Origin of the sequence: Micrococcus sp., assembly GCF_030523875.1 — a bacterium.
In the GTDB taxonomy this organism is placed as follows: Bacteria; Actinomycetota; Actinomycetes; order Actinomycetales; family Micrococcaceae; genus Micrococcus.
This window is the reverse complement of record NZ_JAUNHR010000038.1, coordinates 1-17970: the sequence shown is the minus strand read 5'-3', so window position 1 is coordinate 17970 and position 17970 is coordinate 1. Positions and strand designations below refer to the sequence as shown.

The 17970-nt window shown below is 75.8% G+C and carries 15 protein-coding genes; all 15 read left to right on the top strand.

The window, feature by feature from the left end; genetic code table 11:
• Positions 1-1200, top strand: a 1200-nt coding sequence (gene dinB, locus Q4D18_RS06650; RefSeq protein ID WP_303126721.1) for a DNA polymerase IV, incomplete at its 5' end; no start/stop codon positions are given.
• A gap of 102 nt (positions 1201-1302) precedes the next feature.
• On the top strand, positions 1303-1692 hold the full coding sequence (locus Q4D18_RS06645; protein ID WP_303126720.1) for a DUF3040 domain-containing protein: 390 nt from the start codon (positions 1303-1305) through the stop codon (positions 1690-1692).
• 313 nt (positions 1693-2005) lie between these two features.
• Positions 2006-2437, top strand: a complete 432-nt coding sequence (gene mraZ / locus Q4D18_RS06640; protein WP_135030378.1) for a division/cell wall cluster transcriptional repressor MraZ — start codon at positions 2006-2008, stop codon at positions 2435-2437.
• 134 nt (positions 2438-2571) lie between these two features.
• The gene (gene rsmH, locus Q4D18_RS06635) at positions 2572-3567 is read left to right on the top strand and encodes a 16S rRNA (cytosine(1402)-N(4))-methyltransferase RsmH (RefSeq protein WP_303126719.1); all 996 of its coding nucleotides are present in this window, start codon (positions 2572-2574) and stop codon (positions 3565-3567) included.
• Between the two features lie 20 nt (positions 3568-3587).
• Positions 3588-4238 (top strand): hypothetical protein, encoded by a 651-nt coding sequence (locus Q4D18_RS06630; protein ID WP_303126718.1) that lies wholly within the window; start codon positions 3588-3590, stop codon positions 4236-4238.
• The gene (locus Q4D18_RS06625; RefSeq protein WP_303126717.1) at positions 4238-6052 is read left to right on the top strand and encodes a penicillin-binding protein 2; all 1815 of its coding nucleotides are present in this window, start codon (positions 4238-4240) and stop codon (positions 6050-6052) included. The genes Q4D18_RS06630 and Q4D18_RS06625 overlap by 1 nt, the downstream gene beginning before the upstream one ends.
• Positions 6053-6099: 47 nt before the next feature.
• Positions 6100-7848 (top strand): Mur ligase family protein, encoded by a 1749-nt coding sequence (locus Q4D18_RS06620; protein ID WP_303126716.1) that lies wholly within the window; start codon positions 6100-6102, stop codon positions 7846-7848.
• Positions 7845-9359 (top strand): UDP-N-acetylmuramoyl-tripeptide--D-alanyl-D-alanine ligase, encoded by a 1515-nt coding sequence (gene murF, locus Q4D18_RS06615; RefSeq protein WP_303126715.1) that lies wholly within the window; start codon positions 7845-7847, stop codon positions 9357-9359. The genes Q4D18_RS06620 and murF overlap by 4 nt, the downstream gene beginning before the upstream one ends.
• The gene (mraY, locus tag Q4D18_RS06610; RefSeq protein WP_303126714.1) at positions 9356-10483 is read left to right on the top strand and encodes a phospho-N-acetylmuramoyl-pentapeptide-transferase; all 1128 of its coding nucleotides are present in this window, start codon (positions 9356-9358) and stop codon (positions 10481-10483) included. The genes murF and mraY overlap by 4 nt, the downstream gene beginning before the upstream one ends.
• Complete coding sequence (gene murD / locus Q4D18_RS06605; protein WP_303126713.1) at positions 10480-12051, top strand: UDP-N-acetylmuramoyl-L-alanine--D-glutamate ligase; 1572 nt, start codon at positions 10480-10482, stop codon at positions 12049-12051. The genes mraY and murD overlap by 4 nt, the downstream gene beginning before the upstream one ends.
• A gap of 40 nt (positions 12052-12091) precedes the next feature.
• The gene (locus Q4D18_RS06600; RefSeq protein WP_303126712.1) at positions 12092-13366 is read left to right on the top strand and encodes an FtsW/RodA/SpoVE family cell cycle protein; all 1275 of its coding nucleotides are present in this window, start codon (positions 12092-12094) and stop codon (positions 13364-13366) included.
• Positions 13363-14493: an undecaprenyldiphospho-muramoylpentapeptide beta-N-acetylglucosaminyltransferase gene (gene murG, locus Q4D18_RS06595; RefSeq protein ID WP_303126711.1), complete on the top strand. Its 1131-nt coding sequence runs from the start codon at positions 13363-13365 to the stop codon at positions 14491-14493. The genes Q4D18_RS06600 and murG overlap by 4 nt, the downstream gene beginning before the upstream one ends.
• A complete protein-coding gene (gene murC, locus Q4D18_RS06590; RefSeq protein ID WP_303126710.1) occupies positions 14490-15962 on the top strand; it encodes a UDP-N-acetylmuramate--L-alanine ligase in 1473 nt (490 codons plus the stop codon). Before murG ends, murC begins: the two co-directional genes overlap by 4 nt.
• A gap of 77 nt (positions 15963-16039) precedes the next feature.
• Complete coding sequence (locus Q4D18_RS06585) at positions 16040-16777, top strand: cell division protein FtsQ/DivIB (protein WP_303126709.1); 738 nt, start codon at positions 16040-16042, stop codon at positions 16775-16777.
• A gap of 319 nt (positions 16778-17096) precedes the next feature.
• The coding region (ftsZ, locus tag Q4D18_RS06580; protein ID WP_303126708.1) for a cell division protein FtsZ at positions 17097-17970 on the top strand (874 nt) is incomplete at its 3' end.

Genomic DNA, 17970 nt, shown 5'->3' with positions numbered 1-17970 from the left:
GCCTTCTTCCTGTCGGTCGAGCTGCGGGAGCGGCCGCAGCTCGTCGGGGCGCCCGCGGCCGTGGCCGCCCCGCACGGGCGTTCCGTGGTGCTCTCCGCCTCCTACGCCGCGCGCGCGTACGGGGTGCGCTCGGCCATGCCCCTGGCGCACGCACGCGCCCTCTGCCCGCCCCTCGTCGTGGTCCCGCCCCGCCAGCACCTGTACCGGGAGGTGTCCGCCGAGGTGATGGCCCTCTTCGACCGGGTGACCGCGGTCCGGGAGCAGCTCAGCGTGGACGAGGCCTTCCTGGACGTGGCGGGGGCCCGACGTCGGCTCGGTCCGCCCGAGCGGATCGGGCGCCTCGTCCGGGAGCGGGTGCGCGCCGAGCTGGGCCTGCCGTGCACGGTGGGGGCGGCCGGGGTGAAGTTCGTGGCCAAGATGGCCTCGACGGCCGCCAAGCCGGACGGGCTGCTGGTGGTGCCGCCGGAGCGGACCCTGGAGTTCCTCCACCCGCGCCCGGTGGACCACCTGTGGGGGGTCGGACCCCAGGCCGCCCGGCGTCTGCGGGACCGCGGGGTGGCCACGATCGGCGATCTCGCCGCCGTGGACCCCGAGCGGCTGCGCGGGTGGTTCGGCGCGGCGGGCCCGCAGTGGCACGCCCTGGCCTGGGGCCGGGACGACCGGCCGGTGGCGCCGCGGGCGGAGGCGAAGAGCATCGGCGCGGACCACACCTTCGAGGTGGACCCCACCGACCCGGCCGAGGTGGACCGGGAGGTGCTGCGCCTGAGCCTGCACGTGGCCGCGCGGCTGCGTGCCGCCGGGGTCGAGGCCCATGCGGTCACGGTGCGGGTCAAGGACCCCGCCCGTCAGGTGCGCAGCCGCACGGGGCGTCTGCCCCGGCCCTCGGCCGCCGGCCGCGTCCTCCACGAACACGCCGGCCCGCTGGTGGCGGACCTGCTGCGAGAGCGGCCCCACCCGGTGCGGCTCGTGGGCGTGCGCGCCGAGCGTCTCGCGGCCTCCGGGGAGGGGGCGGAGGCGCAGGAGGCCCTGTTCGCGGCGCCCGGGGAGGGGGACGCCGGGGCGGGGCCCGCGGCGGAGGCAGGCTGGTCCCGGGCGGAGGAGGCCGCGGACGCCGTCGCCCGCCGCTTCCCGGGTCTGGCCCTGCGTCCGGCGACGCTGCTCGAGCCGCGCCCGCGCGAGGACCCGGAGCGGTCCCGCTGACATGGCGCGCCGCGGGGGCGCCGACTACCCTGGTCGCACCGGCGCGCCACCGCGCCGTCCGCAGGGGGCGAGCCCGGCCCGCCCCGGATCGAAGGAGACCGAGTGCCCCTCTCGGACCATGAGCAGCGCGTCCTCGAGCAGCTCGAGCGCCAGCTGAACGCCGACGACCCGCGCCTGGCCACCCGGCTGGCCGACTCCGGCCGCCCCGCCGTGTCCGTGCGACGCGTCGTCCTCGGCGCGGTCCTGGCCGTCGTCGGCCTGGCCGTGGTGCTCGCGGGGGTGAGCACCCAGGTGGTCCTCGTGGGCGTCCTCGGCACGGCCCTGCTCGGCGCGGGCATCCTCGTGGCCACCATGCCGCACCGCGGGGACGCCGACGCCGCCCGGCCGGCCGCCCCGTCCGCCGGCCACGCCGACCGGTCCCGGACGAGGGGCTCCTCCCTCATGGCGCGCCTCGAACGCGACTGGGACGACCGCGGCCGCCCGCGCGGCTGACCCCGAGACGGCCTGGCAGGGCCCCCGACCCGCACCCGCGGGACGGGGGCCCTCGTCGCCCTCGCCCTCCACCGTCCTCCACCGGGCGCCCCGCCCCCCGCCACCCGGGCGCGCCTCGGCCGTGTGCCGCGCCCGGCCCCCGGCGGGCGCCGGGGTCGCCCGCCTCCGCGTCGCCTGGACGCGGCCCGACAACACGCCGCAGATCCGCCCGGACCGGTGGTGCGGGGGGGAAAGTGGGGTAAAGTGGAGGGCAGAAGAGAGCGGGCCCCGACCTTGGTCGGGTGGGGCCACTCGTCGAGCAGGGGGGTGCACGGTGTTCCTGGGCACATACACCCCCCGGCTGGACGAGAAGCACCGGCTGATCCTGCCGGCGAAGTTCCGTGAGGAGCTCGCCGAGGGCCTGGTGCTCACCCGCGGGCAGGAGCGGTGCGTGTACGTGTTCAGCGCCGCCGAGTTCGCCCGGGTGCACGAGCAGCTGCGTGCGGCTCCGCTCTCCTCCCGGCAGGCGCGGGACTACATCCGCGTCTTCCTCTCCGGGGCCTCGGACGAGGTCCCGGACAAGCAGGGCCGCGTCACGGTCCCCGCGCCGCTGCGGCAGTACGCGGGGCTGGACCGGGACGTCACGGTGATCGGCGCGGGCAGCCGTGCGGAGATCTGGGACACCGCGGCCTGGACCGAGTACCTGGCCGCGCAGGAGGCGGCCTTCTCCGAGACCGACGAGGACGTCCTGGGCGGCATCCTCTGACCACCACCGAGCGAGACCTCCAGCCGGTGCCGGCGCACCTGACCCGACTTCCCCCGGGCCAGGCACGACGGCGGCGGAGGGGGATCCCGCCCCGATGGCGGCACCACCACGAACGCGAGCAGGGAGGTCGGACCGTGGACACGCACCGACAGCGCCCCGAGGACCGCCACGTGCCCGTCATGCGGGACCGCGTGGTCGACCTGCTCGCCCCCGGCGTCCAGGCCGCGCTCGACGCCGGCCGCGCCCCCGTGGCGCTGGACGGCACCCTGGGCATGGGCGGGCACACCGAGGCCCTGCTCACCCGCTTCCCGGAGCTGCGCGTCGTGGGGATCGACCGCGACCCCGCCGCCCTCGCCATGGCCGCCGAGCGGCTGGGCCCCCTCGCCGAGCGCCTCGTCCCGTTCCACGGCACCTACGACGAGGTGCCGGAGGCGCTCGCCGCCGCCGGCGTGGAGCGTGTGGACGCCGCCCTCTACGACCTCGGCGTGTCCTCCTACCAGCTCGACGCGCGGGAGCGGGGCTTCGCCTACTCCTACGACGCGCCGCTGGACATGCGCATGGACACCACCGCCGGCCGGACGGCCGCCGACCTGGTGGCCGAGCTGGACGAGGCCGATCTGCGGCGCATCATCCGCCGCGACGGCGAGGACCGGTTCGCCGGCCCCATCGCCCGCGCGGTGGTGCGGGCCCGCGAGGAGGAGCCGATCCTCACCACCGGACGCCTCGTGGAGGTCATCCGCGGCGCGGTGCCCGTGTCCGCGGGCGCCACGGGCGGACACCCCGCCAAGCGGACCTTCCAGGCCCTCCGGATCGCGGTCAACGAGGAGCTCGACATCCTCGACCGGGCCGTCCCGGCCGTCCTCGAGGCGCTCGCGGTCGGCGGACGCCTCGTGGTGATGAGCTACCACTCCCTCGAGGACCGGATCGCCAAGCGCCACCTGCAGTCCTGGGCCGCGTCCACCGCGCCGCCCGGGTTCCCGGTGGAGCTGCCGGAGCACCGCCCCGTCGTGAAGGTCCTCACGCGGGGCACGGAGCGGCCCACTGAGGACGAGATCGAGGAGAACCGCCGCGCCTCCTCCGCGAAGGTGCGTGCGGTTGAGAAGATCAAGGCGTCGAGGACTTCGGAATGACGGCGTACGAGGAGACCAGGATGAGCGCACAGGCGCGGATGGACGGCCCGCAGGGGGCCTGGCCGCACGCCGGGGCCGAGACCGGGCGGACCGCCGCCCCCCGGACCCCGCTCTCCGTGGTCCCCGCCCCGCTGCCGCGCTCCGGCTCCGGGGTGGCCGTGCTCTGCGCCGTCGTCCTGCTGGTGGCGCTGGCCCTCGTGCTCGTCATGAACATCACCATGTCCAACCGCCAGTACGGGCTGATCGACCTGCGGGACCGCCAGGTGGAGGTCACCGAGGCCAACGAGCGCCTCGCGGAGCAGGTCGGGTACCTGGACGCGCCGCAGAACCTCGCCGCCCGCGCCGACGCCCTCGGCATGGTCCCCGCGGCCGGAGCCGGGACCGTGGACGCGGCCTCCGGGGAGGTCTCCCCGGCCGCCGCGCGTCGGGAGGCCCCCGGCCTGGTCACCGGGCACGTCGGGCCGCCAGCGGACGCCGACGAGGCCCGTCAGGGCCTGGCCGCCTCGGCGGACGCGCAGGCCGAGATCGCCGGGCCCCGCACCCTGACCCCGCAGGAGGCCGCGGCCGCCTCGGCGGCGGCGTCGGCCGGCGAGAGCGTCGACCCGTCGGCCGAGGGGGTCGTCCCCGCGCCGAGCCCCGCCGCCCCTGCCGACGGGTCCGACGAGCACTGATGTCCCGTCTCGACACGCGGGGCTCGACCACCGTCCCCGCCCCCGGCGACCTCGGCCTGCGCAGCCGCCTCGCCATGCTCGCGCTCATGGCCCTGCTGCTGCTCCTCGGCGTGCGCCTCGTGTGGGTGCAGGGGGTGGACCCGACCGGCCAGGCGGCCGCGGCCATGGACGAGCGGCTGACCACGCAGCAGATCCGCCCCGAGCGCGGGGCCATCACGGACCGCGACGGGGACGTGCTGGCCGAGAGCGTCCGGCGGTACGACATCGTCGCCGACCAGCGGATCGTCAAGGACTTCAAGGAGTGGGACGTCGAGCGCCGGGAGCAGGTGCTCGTGGACGTCGAGTCCCGCCTGACCACCCTCGCGGACGTGCTCGACATGCCGGAGGAGGAGGTCCGCGCGCGGACCCTCGGCACGAGCCCCTACTCGGTGGTGAAGGCCTCGGTGACCCCCGAGGTCCGGGATCGCGTCATGGCCCTGAACCTCCCCGGCGTGCTGGCCGAGGCCGTGGACCGGCGCACCTACCCCAACGGCGCCGTGGCCGGCGGCGTCCTCGGCTTCATGGGCCGGGACGGCGTGCCGCTCGAGGGCCTCGAGAAGAGCCAGGACGCCGTCCTCTCCGGCACCCCGGGGGAGCGGCGCTTCGAGGTGGGCGCCGACGGCATCCGCATCCCGCACGCCGAGCAGGAGGTCACCCCCGCCGTGGACGGCGCCGACCTGCGGCTGACCCTGGACAAGGACGCGCAGTGGTACGCCCAGGAGACGGTGGCCGCCCTCGCCGAGAAGCACGACGCGGAGTGGGCCAACGCCGTCGTGATGGACGTGCGCACCGGGGAGCTGCTCGTGCTGGCGGACTCCACCACCGTGGACCCCGGCGACCCCGGGGCCACCCCCGCGGAGTTCCGCACCGCCACGGTGGTGCGCACCCCCTACGAGCCCGGCTCCACCGGCAAGGCCGTGACGATGGCCGCTGCGATCGACGCCACGGACCTGACCGCGCACTCCGGCTTCGAGGTCCCGGACCGGCTGGAGTTCCCCGGTCAGCCGCCGATCCGGGACGCCTCCCGCCACCCGACCTTCGAGATGACCCTGGCGGGGATCTTCGCGCGCTCCTACAACACGGGCACCGTGCAGGTCGCCGCGACGATGTCGGACGAGCAGCGGTACGAGTACATGCGCGCCTTCGGCATCGGCGCCCCCATCGAGCTCGGCCTGCCCTACCCGGCCACCAGCGTGCTGCGGGCGCCCGAGGACTGGGACGGCCGCCAGCGGCTCGTGAACTCGTTCGGCCAGGGCTACACCGTGACCACGGTGCACACGGCGCAGCAGTTCCAGGCCCTGGCCAACGGCGGCGTGCTGGAGCCCGCCCGTCTCATCCACTCCACGGTGGACGCCGACGGCGCCGAGCACCGCTGGCCCGCTCCGGCCGAGCCCCGCCGGGTCGTCTCCGAGGACACCTCCCGCCAGATGCTGCGGATGATGGAGACGGTGGTGACCCAGGGCACGAGCGCGACGGCAGCGATCCCCGGGTACCGGGTGGGCGGCAAGTCCTCCACGGCGCAGGTGGCCGGCCGCACGGGCACCTACGACGGCTTCAACTACGGCTTCACCGCCGTGGCCCCGCTCGACGATCCGCGGTTCGTCGTCTCCGTCTCCATGAACCGCCCGACCTCGGGCGGCAGCTCCGCCGTCGTGGCGACCGCGGCCTCGCGCATCATGGCCCAGCTGCTCGGCCAGGCGGGCGTGCCCGCCACCGGCGACGAGCCCCAGGACTACCACGTGTTCGTGGACGAGCCGCAGGATCGCCCGTGGTGAGCCGCTCCGCGCCCGCACCGACCCCATCCGCTCCCCAGGAGGAGACCATGCCGCACACCGCCGACCCGAGCGGGACGCTGTCCCCCGCCGAGCAGGACCTCGCCTTCCGTCCGTCCGCCGTGCGGCCCGTCGAGTGGTCCGCCGTCGCCGAGGCCCTCGAGCAGGCGGGGCAGCCCGCGCGCCTTCGGGGTGGGGAGCCGCTCCGGGCGGTGACGGGCGCCGCGCTGGACTCCCGGGTGGTCCGCGGGGGCGACCTGTACGTGGCGCTGCCGGGCGCCCGGGCGCACGGGGCGTCCTTCGCCCGCGCCGCGGTGGACGCGGGCGCCGCGGGGGTGCTCACCGACGCCGGGGGCGTGCGGATCCTGGCCGAGCTGGGCCTGGGGGACGTCCCCGTGCTCGAGGTCGAGTCCGTGCGCGCCGCGGCCGGCGTGGCCGCCGCCCGCGTCTACGGGGGCGAGGGCGACGCCGGCCCCGCGCTGCTCGGCGTGACCGGCACCAACGGCAAGACCACCACGAGCTTCCTGGCGGCCTCGATCGTGGAGGCCCTCGGCGGGCGCTCGGGGATCATCGGCACGATCCTCACCCGCGCCGGCAAGCGGGAGGTGCCCTCGACGCTGACCACCCCGGAGTCCACGCAGCTGCACGCCCTCATGGCGCTCATGCGGGAGGAGGGCGTGGACACGGCCGTCATGGAGGTCTCCTCGCACGCGGTGGAGTACCGGCGCATCGCCGGCCTGCGCTACGCCGCGGCCGGCTTCACCAACCTCACCCAGGACCACCTGGACCTGCACGGGTCCATGGACGCGTACCTCGAGGCCAAGCTGGGTCTGTTCGACGCCGAGCGCTGCGCCCGCGCCGTGATCACCCTCGACGGCGGCGAGGGGCCCCGCTGGGGCGTCGAGGCCGCCCGTCGGGCGCAGGCCCCGGTCACCACGCTCGCCCTGGGACCGGCGGCCCCGCACCCGGGCGCCCTCGAGCGGGAGCACCCGGACGTGCGGCCGGACTGGACCGTCACCGAGCTGGTGCCGGACGGCCTCGGCCACCGGTTCACCCTCACGCACTCCGCCACCGGGGACACCCTCCGCGCGTCGGTGGGGCTGCCCGGCCGCTTCAACGTGGCCAACGCCGCACTGGCGGTCCTGCTCGTCCTCGCGGCCGTGGGGGAGGAGCGCCGCGACGAGCTGGCCGCCCTCCTCGACGTGCCCGCCGGGGAGGGACCGCTGGCGGCGGCCGTGCCGGGCCGCATGGAGGTGGTCGGGCGCGAGCCGGACGCCGTCGTCGACTTCGCCCACAACCCCGACGGCATGGTCCAGGCCCTGCGCTCCCTCGCCGAGGCGCGCGCCGCGGCGGGCCGGACCGGGCGCACCCTGATCGTGATCGGCGCCGCGGGGGACCGCGACGCCGCCAAGCGCCCCGTCATGGGACGGATCGCCGCCGAGCACGCCGACGTGGTGATCGTCACGGACGACACGCTGCACTCGGAGGACCCCGCCCCCATCCGGGCCCAGGTCCTCGAGGGCGCCCGCGCTGAGGCGATCCGCGCGGCCGAGTCGGGGCGGCACGTCGTGGTGGAGGAGTTCGACGACCGGGCGGCCGCCATCCGCCGGGCCGTGGAGCTGGCGCGGCCCGAGGACGGGATCCTCGTGGCCGGCCGCGGACACGAGACGGAGATGGACTACGACGGCACGCCCGTGCCCCTGGACGACCGCGTGGCGCTCCGCGCCGCCCTGGCCGACGCGGCCGCGGACCGGTCCGGGTCGGGCGGCGCCGACGGGGGTAAGGTCGTCGGGTCATGATCGCTCTCACCGCTTCCCAGGTCGCCGAGGCCGTCTCCGGCACGCTCTCCGCGACGCTCGACCCGCAGACCGTCCTGACCCACGTCACCCCGGACTCCCGGGAGGTCGCGGGGGAGGGGACCCTGTACGTGGCCAAGCCCGGCGAGCGCGCGGACGGCCACGACTTCATCGACGCGGCGCTGGCCGCGGGCGCGGCGGCCGTGCTGGCCGAGCGCGTGACCCACGGGCCCGACGGGGCGGAGCATCCGGCGGTCGTGGTCGAGGACGCCGTCCTGGCCATGGGCGCCCTGGCCCGCGAGGTCGTGCGCCGCGTGCGCGAGCACTCGCCCACCACGGTCGTGGGGATCACCGGCTCGGCCGGCAAGACCACCACGAAGGACCTGCTGGCCGCCCTGCTGGCCACGCGCGGGGACACCGTGGCCCCGGTCGGCTCCTACAACGGGGAGGTCGGCGTCCCGCTGACGATCTTCCGGGCCTCGCTGGAGACCCGGTACCTGGTGGTCGAGATGGGCGCGGACCACGTGGGCAACATCGAGTACCTGTGCGACATCGCGACGCCGGACATCGGCGTCGTGCTGATGGTCGGCACCGCCCACGCCGGCAGCTTCGGGGGCGTGGAGAACATCGCCCGCACCAAGGGCGAGCTGGTCGAGGCCCTGGGCCCGGACGGCGTCGCCGTGCTCAACCGCGACGACCCCCGCGTGGCGGCCATGGCCGAGCGCACCCAGGCCCCCGTCACGTGGTTCTCCGCGGACGAGGCGACGGCGGTCGAGGCGGCCGCCGACGTCGCCGACGGCCGCGCCGCCGCCCTCGTGCTGGCGCGCGACCTGGCCGCCGACGCCGAGGAGCACCCGGTCCTGGACCTGCAGATCGGCGCCGACCTGGACGCCCCGCGGCACCGCGTGGTCTCCGGCCTCACGGGCGTCCACCACGTCCACAACGTCCTGGCGGCCGCCGCGGCGGCCCACGCGGCGGGCATGGACCCCGCCGAGATCGCCGCCGCGCTCGACGGGCTCGGCCCGACCAGCCGCCACCGCATGGAGCGCACCGACCGCGCCGACGGCGTGAGCATCATCAACGACGCGTACAACGCGAACCCCGAGTCCATGCGCGCCGCGCTGCGGACCCTGGCCACGCTCGGCCGGTCCTCGGGCCGGCGCACGTGGGCCGTGCTGGGGGAGATGCTCGAGCTCGGCGACGCCCGGGTCCGCGAGCACACGCTCGTGGGCGAGTCCGTGGTGCGCCTGAACATCTCCCAGCTGCTCGTGGTGGGCGCGGGCGCCCGACCGCTGTACGTCGGTGCGGTCAACGAGGGCAGCTGGGGCGACGAGGCCCACTTCGTCGACGACGCGGCGCAGGCCGAGGAGTTCCTCGCCGGCCGCCTGGCCGCCGGCGACATCGTCCTCGTGAAGTCCTCCAACGGGGTCGGGCTCGCCGCCCTCGGCGAGCGGCTGGCGACGGCCGACGACCTCACCTCCCCGTCCGACCCCGCGAAGGAGACGCGACCGTGATCGGCCTGCTCATCGGCGGCGTGCTCGGCCTGGTCCTGACCGGCCTGGGCACCCCGCTGTTCATCCGCTACCTCGTCAAGCAGGGCTACGGCCAGCAGGTGCGCGACGACGGCCCCCAGACGCACAAGTCCAAGCGCGGCACGCCCACCATGGGCGGGTTCGTCATCATCACCGCTCTCGTGGCCGGCTACCTCCTCACGCACCTCGTGCTGGCCCTGCTGGGCAGCGAGCTCGCCGGCCCGACGGCGTCGGGCTGGCTGGTCCTGCTGCTGACGGTGGGCATGGCGTTCGTCGGCTGGATCGACGACTACACGAAGATCGCCAAGCAGCGCTCCCTCGGTCTGACCCCGATGGGCAAGATCGTGCTCCAGGCGGCGATCGGCACGGCCTTCGCCGTGCTCGCGCTGAGGTTCCGCGACGAGCACGGGCGCACCCCCGCCTCCACCGCGGTCTCCTTCGTCCGCGACCTCCCGTGGCTCGAGCTCGCCTTCGCGGGCCCGCTGCTCGGCGCCGTCCTCTTCGTGGTCTGGTCCAACGTGATCACCACGGCCACCACCAACGCGGTGAACCTCACCGACGGCCTGGACGGGCTGGCCACCGGCGCGACCGCCATGGTCACCGGCGCCTACGTGCTGATCACCCTGTTCCAGGCGGGCCAGGACTGCACCGGCGGCGCCGTGCCCGGCTGCTACGAGGTCCGCGACCCCATGGACCTCGGCCTGCTCGCGGCGGTGCTCACGGGCGCGCTGCTCGGCTTCCTCTGGTGGAACACCTCCCCGGCGAAGATCTTCATGGGGGACACCGGCTCGCTCGGCCTGGGCGGCGCCCTGGCCGGCCTGGCGATCCTCACCCGCACCGAGATGCTGGTGATTGTCCTCGCCGGCCTCATGGTGGCCATCACCCTCTCCGTGATCATCCAGGTGGGGTGGTTCAAGGCCTCCGGCGGCAAGCGCGTGTTCCTCATGGCCCCGCTGCAGCACCACTTCGAGCTCAAGGGCTGGGCCGAGATCACCGTCGTGGTCCGGTTCTGGCTGATCTCCCTGATCTGCGTGGCCGCGGGCCTGGCCCTGTTCTACGGCGAGTGGCTGCTGCACCAGGGCGGCCTGGCGGGGGTGACCCCGTGACCGGCGCACCCGTCCCCGTGACCCGTCCGATCGCGGACACCGACCGCACCCGGGGCCTGTCCTCGTGGGACGACGCCGGCTGGCGCGGCCTGCGCGTCGTCGTCACCGGCCTGGGCGTGAGCGGCTTCTCCGCCGCCGACACCCTCGCCGAGCTGGGCGCCGTCGTCGTCGTGGTGGACGGGGCCGACACCCCGGAGAACCGCGCGAAGGCCGACACCCTGCGCATCGTCGGCGTGGCGGACGTCCTGCTCTCCGACGAGGCCACCCGCTCCCTGCCCGAGGTCGCGGGGGAGCCCGCCGACCTCGTGGTGACCTCGCCCGGCTGGCGGCCGGACCAGCCGCTGCTCATGGCCGCCCACGCCGCGGGCCTGCCCATCTGGTCGGACGTGGAGCTCGCCTGGCGCGTGCGCGAGCGCGCCGGTCGGCCCACCGCCGAGTGGGTGTGCCTGACGGGCACCAACGGCAAGACCACCACCGTGACCATGGTCGAGGCCATCCTGCGCGCCGACGGCCGTCGCGCCCTCGCGTGCGGCAACGTCGGCACCCCGGTGCTGGACGCCGTGCGGGACCCCGAGGGCTTCGACACCCTCGCCCTGGAGCTCTCCAGCTTCCAGCTGCACTGGACGCACCACCTCGAGCCCGCCTCCTCGGCCGTGCTGAACCTGGCCGAGGACCACGTGGACTGGCACGGCTCCATGGAGGAGTACGCCGCCGCCAAGGGCAAGGTGTACGAGAACACCGCCGTGGCGTGCGTCTACAACCGGGCGGACGAGCTCACCCGCACGCTCGTGGAGCGCGCGGACGTGCAGGAGGGGTGCCGGGCGATCGGCTTCACCACGGACAGCCCCGCCGTCTCGGACGTGGGCCTGGTGGACGGGATCCTGGTGGACCGCGCGTTCCTGGAGAACCGGCGGCACGAGGCGATCGCCCTCGCCGAGCGCACCGACCTCGGGCCCGTCGCCCCGCGGCACACCGTGGCCAACGCCGCCGCGGCGGCCGCTCTGACCCGCGCCGTGGGCGTCTCCCCGGAGGCCGTGGCCGAGGGCCTGCGCTCCTACGACCGCGGCGAGCACCGCATCCAGCTCGTGGCCACGTCCCGGGACGTCATGTGGGTCAACGACTCCAAGGCCACCAACCCGCACGCGGCGGACGCCTCGCTGGCGGCGTTCTCCTCGATCGTCTGGCTCGCCGGCGGCCTGCCCAAGGGCGTGACCTACGAGGAGCTCGTGGCCGCCCACGCGCACCGGCTGCGCGCCGTGGTCCTGCTCGGCACGGACTCCTCCGCGCTGCGCCGGGCGCTGGCGGCCCATGCGCCGGACGTGCCGGTGCACGCCCCGCTCGCCGACGCCGAGGGCTCCGGCTCCCCGGACGGCCCGGCCGTCATGTCCGAGGCGGTCCGCACCGCGGACGGGCTCGCCCGCCCCGGGGACGTCGTGCTGATGGCGCCGGCCGCCGCCTCGATGGACCAGTTCCGCTCCTACGCCCACCGCGGGGAGGCGTTCATCGACGCCGTCGCCGCCCTCATGGCGGAGCACGGCTGGGACGTCGACGGCGCCCCCGGGGCCTGACCCCCGCCGCCCCCGCCACCCCCTCCCGAGAGGAGCCGCCATGCCGGCCACCGCGACCCGTGCCGACCGCAGCCCCCGTGCGGCGGAGGCGCCGCGCCGCGGCGGCCGCATGGGGGCCGTCTGGCGCCTCCTGGAGGGTCCCCGCGCCCTCGACCTCGCCGCCCTGCTGATCGGGCTGTGCACCGCCGTCCTGACCGTGCTGGGCCTCGTGATGGTCCTCTCGTCCTCCTCCGTGGAGGCGATCGGCAGCACCGAGGGCTCCTACGGCCTGTTCCGCCGCCAGGCGATGTGGGCGGCCGGCGGCGTGGTGGCGCTGCTGATCCTGCGCCGCCTGCCCCTGCACGTCCTCAAGGCGCTCGCGTGGCCCGCGTTCGGCCTGGCCTTCCTGCTCCTGAGCCTGGTGGCGTTCACATCCCTGGGCAGGGAGGTCGGCGGCAACACGAACTGGCTGCGCATCGGCGGCTTCTCGATGCAGCCCTCCGAGGCCGCGAAGCTCGCCATGGCCCTGTGGGCGGCCGCCGTGCTCGAGCGCAAGGGCCGGCTGATCCGGCACGTCCACCACGCCCTGGTCCCGGTGCTCCCGTTCGGCCTGATCCTGGTGGTCCTGGTCCTGCTGGGCCGCGACCTGGGCACCGCGATCATCCTCACCGGCATCCTGGCGACCATCCTGTTTATCGCCGGCACCAACCGCAAGGTCTTCATCGCCTTCGCGGCGCTGGCGACCACGGTGGCGCTCACCATGGCCCTGATGGCGAAGAACCGCTTCGTCCGCGTCCAGGCCTGGCTGTTCGGCTGCGAGGGGCTCGAGACCGCGGGTGACCCCTGCTTCCAGCCCGACCACGGCATCTACGCGCTGGCCTCCGGCGGGTGGTGGGGGGTGGGCCTCGGCCAGTCGCGGCAGAAGTGGAGCTACATCCCCGAGGCGGAGAACGACTTCATCTTCACCATCCTGGGTGAGGAGCTGGGCCTGGTGGGGAGCCTCGCGGTGCTGACCGCGTTCCTGGGTCTGGCCATCGGCATGTACACGCTCGCGTCCCAGACCACGTCCCCGTTCATCCGGCTGGCCACGTGGGGGATCATGGCGTGGCTCGTGGGACAGGCGTTCGTGAACATCGCCATGGTCACCGGGCTGCTGCCGGTGATCGGCGTGCCGCTGCCGTTTATCTCCTATGGTGGATCCGCGCTCACGCTCGCCCTCGCGGGGGTGGGCGTCGTCCTGGCGTTCGCCCGGCACGAGCGCGAGGCCCTGCGGGCGCGGGCCCCTCACGACGCGCCCGCCCCCGACCCGTCCGCCCTTCCGCAGGAGACCCGATGACCACCACCCCCGACGCCGACCGTCCGCTGCGGGTGGTGCTCGCCGGCGGCGGCACCGCCGGCCACATCTCGCCCATGCTCGCGATCGCCCGCGCCCTGCAGCGGCGTCCCGGGCCCGGGGCCGTGTGCACCATGGTGGGCACCGCCTCCGGGATGGAGGCCCGCCTCGTCCCCGAGGCCGGCTTCGAGCTGGACCTCGTGGACCGCGTCCCCCTGCCGCGCCGCCCCTCGGCCGACCTGCTGCGCCTGCCCGGCCGCCTGCGCGGCGCCGTGGCGGCCAGCTCCCGCATCCTCGCCGAGCGGCGGGCGGACGTGCTGGTGGGCGTCGGCGGGTACGTGTCCACCCCGCTGTACCTGGCGGCCTTCCGGGCGGGCGTGCCCGTCGTCGTCCACGAGGCCAACGCGAAGCCGGGTCTGGCGAACCGCGTGGGCGCCCTGCGGGCGGCGGCCGTCGGCACGGCCCTGCCGGAGACGCGCCTGCGCGGCGCGCGATGGGTCGGCATGCCCATGCGCCCCGAGATCTCCGGCCTGGACCGCGCGGCCGCGCGTCCGGCCGCCCGCGCCGCCCTCGGGCTGGACCCGGACCGGACCACGGTGGTGGTCACCGGCGGCAGCTCCGGTGCCCTGAACGTGAACCGCACGGTGGAGGAGTCCCTCGACGACCTGCTCGGGGCCGGGCTGCAGGTGCTGCACCTGACCGGCCGGGGCAAGGCCGTGCTGGACGCCGCGGGCGCACCGCTGCGCCGCCCCGGCTACGTCCAGCGAGAGTACCTGGACGGGATGGAGCAGGCGTACGCCGCGGCCGACCTCCTCGTGGCCCGCTCCGGTGCGGGCACGGTGTGCGAGGTGGCGGCCGTGGGCCTGCCCGCCGTGTTCGTCCCCCTGCCGGTGGGCAACGGGGAGCAGGCGCTCAACGCGCGTCCGACGGTGGACGCCGGCGGCGCCCTGCTGGTGCGGGACGAGGCGTTCCGGGCCGACTGGGTCCGGCGCGAGCTGGTCCCCCTGGCCGCGGACCTGCGGCGCCTGCGCGCCATGGGCGAGGCCGCCGCGCGCCTGGGCGTGCGCGACGCAGACGAGAGGATGGCCGACCTCGTGCACGGGGCGGCCTGGGAAGGAGCACGCCGATGACCACCGAGGACACCGCCGCACGGGACTCCGTGCACGATCTGGGCCGCGTCCACTTCCTCGGGATCGGCGGCGTGGGGGTCTCCGGCGTCGCCCGGATCCTGCAGGACCAGGGCGTGCCGGTCTCCGGGACGGACGCCAAGGACCTGCCCGTGATGCACGACCTCGCCGAGGGCGGGGCGCGCATCGCCGTGGGCTACGCCGCGGAGAACGTCGGCGAGGACGTCACGTGCGTCATCGCCTCCTCGATCGCCGGCCCCGGCAACCCCGAGTACGACGCCGCGGCCGCGCGCGGGCTGCGCATGATGCACCGCTCCGAGGGCCTGGCCCTGGCGATGCGCGGGCACCGTGTGCTCGCCGTGGCCGGCACGCACGGCAAGACGACCACCTCCTCGATGGCCGCCATGGCGTTCACCGAGGCCGGCTGGGATCCGACCTTCGCGGTCGGCGCGGCCGTCGCGGGCCTGGGCACCAACGCCGCCCACGGCGCGGGGGAGTGGTTCGTGGCCGAGGCGGACGAGTCCGACGGCACCCTGGTGAACTACCCCACGACGGTCGCTGTGGTCACCACGGTCGAGGCCGACCACCTGGACCACTACGGCACCGAGGAGGCGGTCCACGAGGTGTTCCGCACCTTCGCCGGACAGCTCCCGTCCGCCGAGGACGGGGGAGCGCTCGTCGCCTGCCTCGACGACGATGGCGCCGCAGGCCTGGCCGCGTGGGCCCGGGAGCACGCCCGCGCCGCGGTGCTCACGTACGGCACGGGTGAGCGCGACGGCGTCGTCCCGGATCTGCTGGTCTCCGACCTCGAGGTCGAGCCGGGCGAGTCCGGCGTCGGCCAGCGGGCCCGGTTCACCCTGGCGGACGGGGCCTCCCTCACGGTGCGCCTGCAGGTGCCCGGGCGGCACAACGCGCTCAACGCCGCCGCCGTGGCCCTGGCCGCCGTGCGCGCCGGGATGCCGTTCGAGGACGTCGTGCGCGGCCTCGAGGCGTTCCGCGGGACCGCCCGGCGCTTCGAGTTCCGCGGCGCGGGCCGCGGCGTGCGGGTCTTCGACGACTACGCCCACCACCCCACCGAGGTGGCGGCCGCCGTGTCCGCGGCGCGGGCCGTGGCCGGCGAGCACCGGGTGCACGTCCTCTTCCAGCCGCACCTGTTCTCCCGCACGCGCGACTTCGCCGCGGAGTTCGCGCAGACCCTCTCCGGTGCGGACCGCGTGCGGGTGCTGCCCGTGTACCCCGCCCGCGAGGAGCCGATGCCCGGGGTCGACGCCGGTCTGATCGCCTCGCGGCTCACCACGGCGGACCCCGCGGACCGTGCGGTCGCCGAGGACCGCGCCGCGGCCGTGCGCGAGCTCGCCGACGGCGCGGAGTCCGGGGACGTCGTGCTCACGATGGGCGCCGGCGACGTCACCGCCCTCGGGACCGACCTCGTCGCGCGCCTGGCGGAGGCCCCCTCCGCCGCCTCGGCGTGAGCCGGCGACGCGGTCCCGCCCCCGCCGCCCCCCGCCGCGCCTCCGGGGCGGGGACGGGGCCGGCCGGCAGCACGGTCGTGGCCTTCCCCGGGCTCAGCGCCCGTCAGCGGCGGGTGCGGCGGCTCACCGCCGTCCTGGCGGCCCTGCTCGTGGCGGCCGCGGCGGCCTGGGCCGTGTTCGTCTCACCGCTGCTGGCCGTGGACCGGATCGAGGTGACCGGCACGTCCCTCGTGGACCGCGACCAGGTGCGCTCCCGGCTGGAGGCGCTGAGGGGCACGCCCCTGCCCCGCGTCGGCTCGGACGACGCCCGGGAGCTGTTGGAGGGCACGCCCGGCGTCCGCGAGGTGACCTCCGTGGCGCTGCCGCCGACCGGCGTCGAGGTCCGGGTGGACGAGCTGGCCCCCGCTGCCCGGGCCGACGACGTCGCCGACGGGGTGCTCTTGGCGGACGGGTCCGTCCTCACCGGCGTGGCGGAGGAGACCCTCGACCAGGCGAGGGGGCAGGCCGGCCCGCTGCCCCGCATGACGCCCGGGCTGATGGCGGCCGGGCCGGACGTCCGGGCCGCCGCGGCCGCGGTGCTCACGGGCCTGCCCCCGGCGGTGGCCGGGCGCGTCACGGGCGTGGACGCGCAGACCCCCGAGCAGGTGGAGCTCACCCTCGAGGACGGTCCCCTGCTGGTGTGGGGCGACGCGTCCCGCCCGGCCGCCAAGGCCGCCGTGGTGGAGGCGTTCCTCGCCGAGGACGGGTCCGGCACCGCGGTGCGCGGGGTGGACGAGCTGGACGTCTCCGTCCCCGAGCGGCCGCTGACGCGCTGACGACCGGCACGCCCCGTCGACCCGGGGTCACCCTCAGGTCGAAGGTGAGACTTCTGCGGGCGGCCGGAGGATCCGGGGCGGATGCGGGGCGTGCTTCGACCTTCGCGTGAGGGTCGAACCACGGCGACGCTGCGGCGCGCCGTCATGCCGATTCCTTTGCGCCGCGCCGCCTGCGGGCAGTACGGTGGGACCGAACGCGCGCGCGTGACCTCCTTCAAGCACGCCTTGAGACCGGAGGCGTGGACCGGCTCCGCAGGGACCCTCGTCCCGCGGGTCGCGCGCGGCACAGCGAGCATCGTCGAACAAGGGAATGGACACCGTGGCTGCACCCCAGAACTACCTGGCCGTCATCAAGGTCGTCGGCATCGGCGGCGGCGGCGTCAACGCCGTCAACCGCATGATCGAGGTGGGGCTCCGTGGCGTGGAGTTCATCGCCATCAACACGGATGCCCAGGCGCTCCTGATGTCCGACGCGGACGTGAAGCTGGACGTGGGCCGCGAGCTCACCCGCGGCCTGGGCGCCGGCGCGAACCCCGAGGTCGGCCGGCAGGCCGCCGAGGACCACGCGGAGGAGATCGAGGAGGTCCTGCGCGGCGCCGACATGGTGTTCGTGACCGCGGGCGAGGGCGGCGGCACCGGCACCGGCGGCGCGCCCGTCGTGGCCCGCATCGCCCGCTCCCTCGGCGCCCTGACCATCGGTGTCGTCACCCGCCCGTTCACCTTCGAGGGCCGCCGCCGCGCCGGCTCGGCCGAGGCGGGCATCGACGCCCTGCGCGACGAGGTCGACACGCTGATCGTCATCCCCAACGACCGCCTGCTGTCCATCTCGGACCGCAACGTCTCCGTGATGGACGCGTTCCGGCAGGCCGACCAGGTGCTCCTGTCCGGCGTGCAGGGCATCACGGACCTGATCACCACCCCGGGCCTGATCAACCTCGACTTCGCGGACGTCAAGTCCGTCATGCAGGGCGCCGGCTCGGCGCTCATGGGCATCGGCCACGCGCAGGGCGAGGACCGCGCCGTCAAGGCCGCGGAGCTGGCGATCGCCTCGCCCCTGCTCGAGGCCTCGATCGACGGCGCCTACGGCGTCCTGCTCTCGATCCAGGGCGGCTCGGACCTCGGCCTGTTCGAGATCAACGAGGCAGCCCGCCTGGTGCAGGAGGTCGCGCACCCGGAGGCCAACATCATCTTCG

What these genes read in the sequence shown, in the direction of transcription:
- murC (WP_303126710.1), top strand. Translation starts at nt 14,490, where the DNA reads ATGACCACCGAGGACACCGCCGCACGGGACTCCGTGCACGATCTGGGC.
- Q4D18_RS06620 (WP_303126716.1), top strand. Translation starts at nt 6,100, where the DNA reads ATGCCGCACACCGCCGACCCGAGCGGGACGCTGTCCCCCGCCGAGCAG.
- Q4D18_RS06630 (WP_303126718.1), top strand. Translation starts at nt 3,588, where the DNA reads ATGAGCGCACAGGCGCGGATGGACGGCCCGCAGGGGGCCTGGCCGCAC.
- murG (WP_303126711.1), top strand. Translation starts at nt 13,363, where the DNA reads ATGACCACCACCCCCGACGCCGACCGTCCGCTGCGGGTGGTGCTCGCC.
- murF (WP_303126715.1), top strand. Translation starts at nt 7,845, where the DNA reads ATGATCGCTCTCACCGCTTCCCAGGTCGCCGAGGCCGTCTCCGGCACG.
- Q4D18_RS06625 (WP_303126717.1), top strand. Translation starts at nt 4,238, where the DNA reads ATGTCCCGTCTCGACACGCGGGGCTCGACCACCGTCCCCGCCCCCGGC.
- Q4D18_RS06600 (WP_303126712.1), top strand. Translation starts at nt 12,092, where the DNA reads ATGCCGGCCACCGCGACCCGTGCCGACCGCAGCCCCCGTGCGGCGGAG.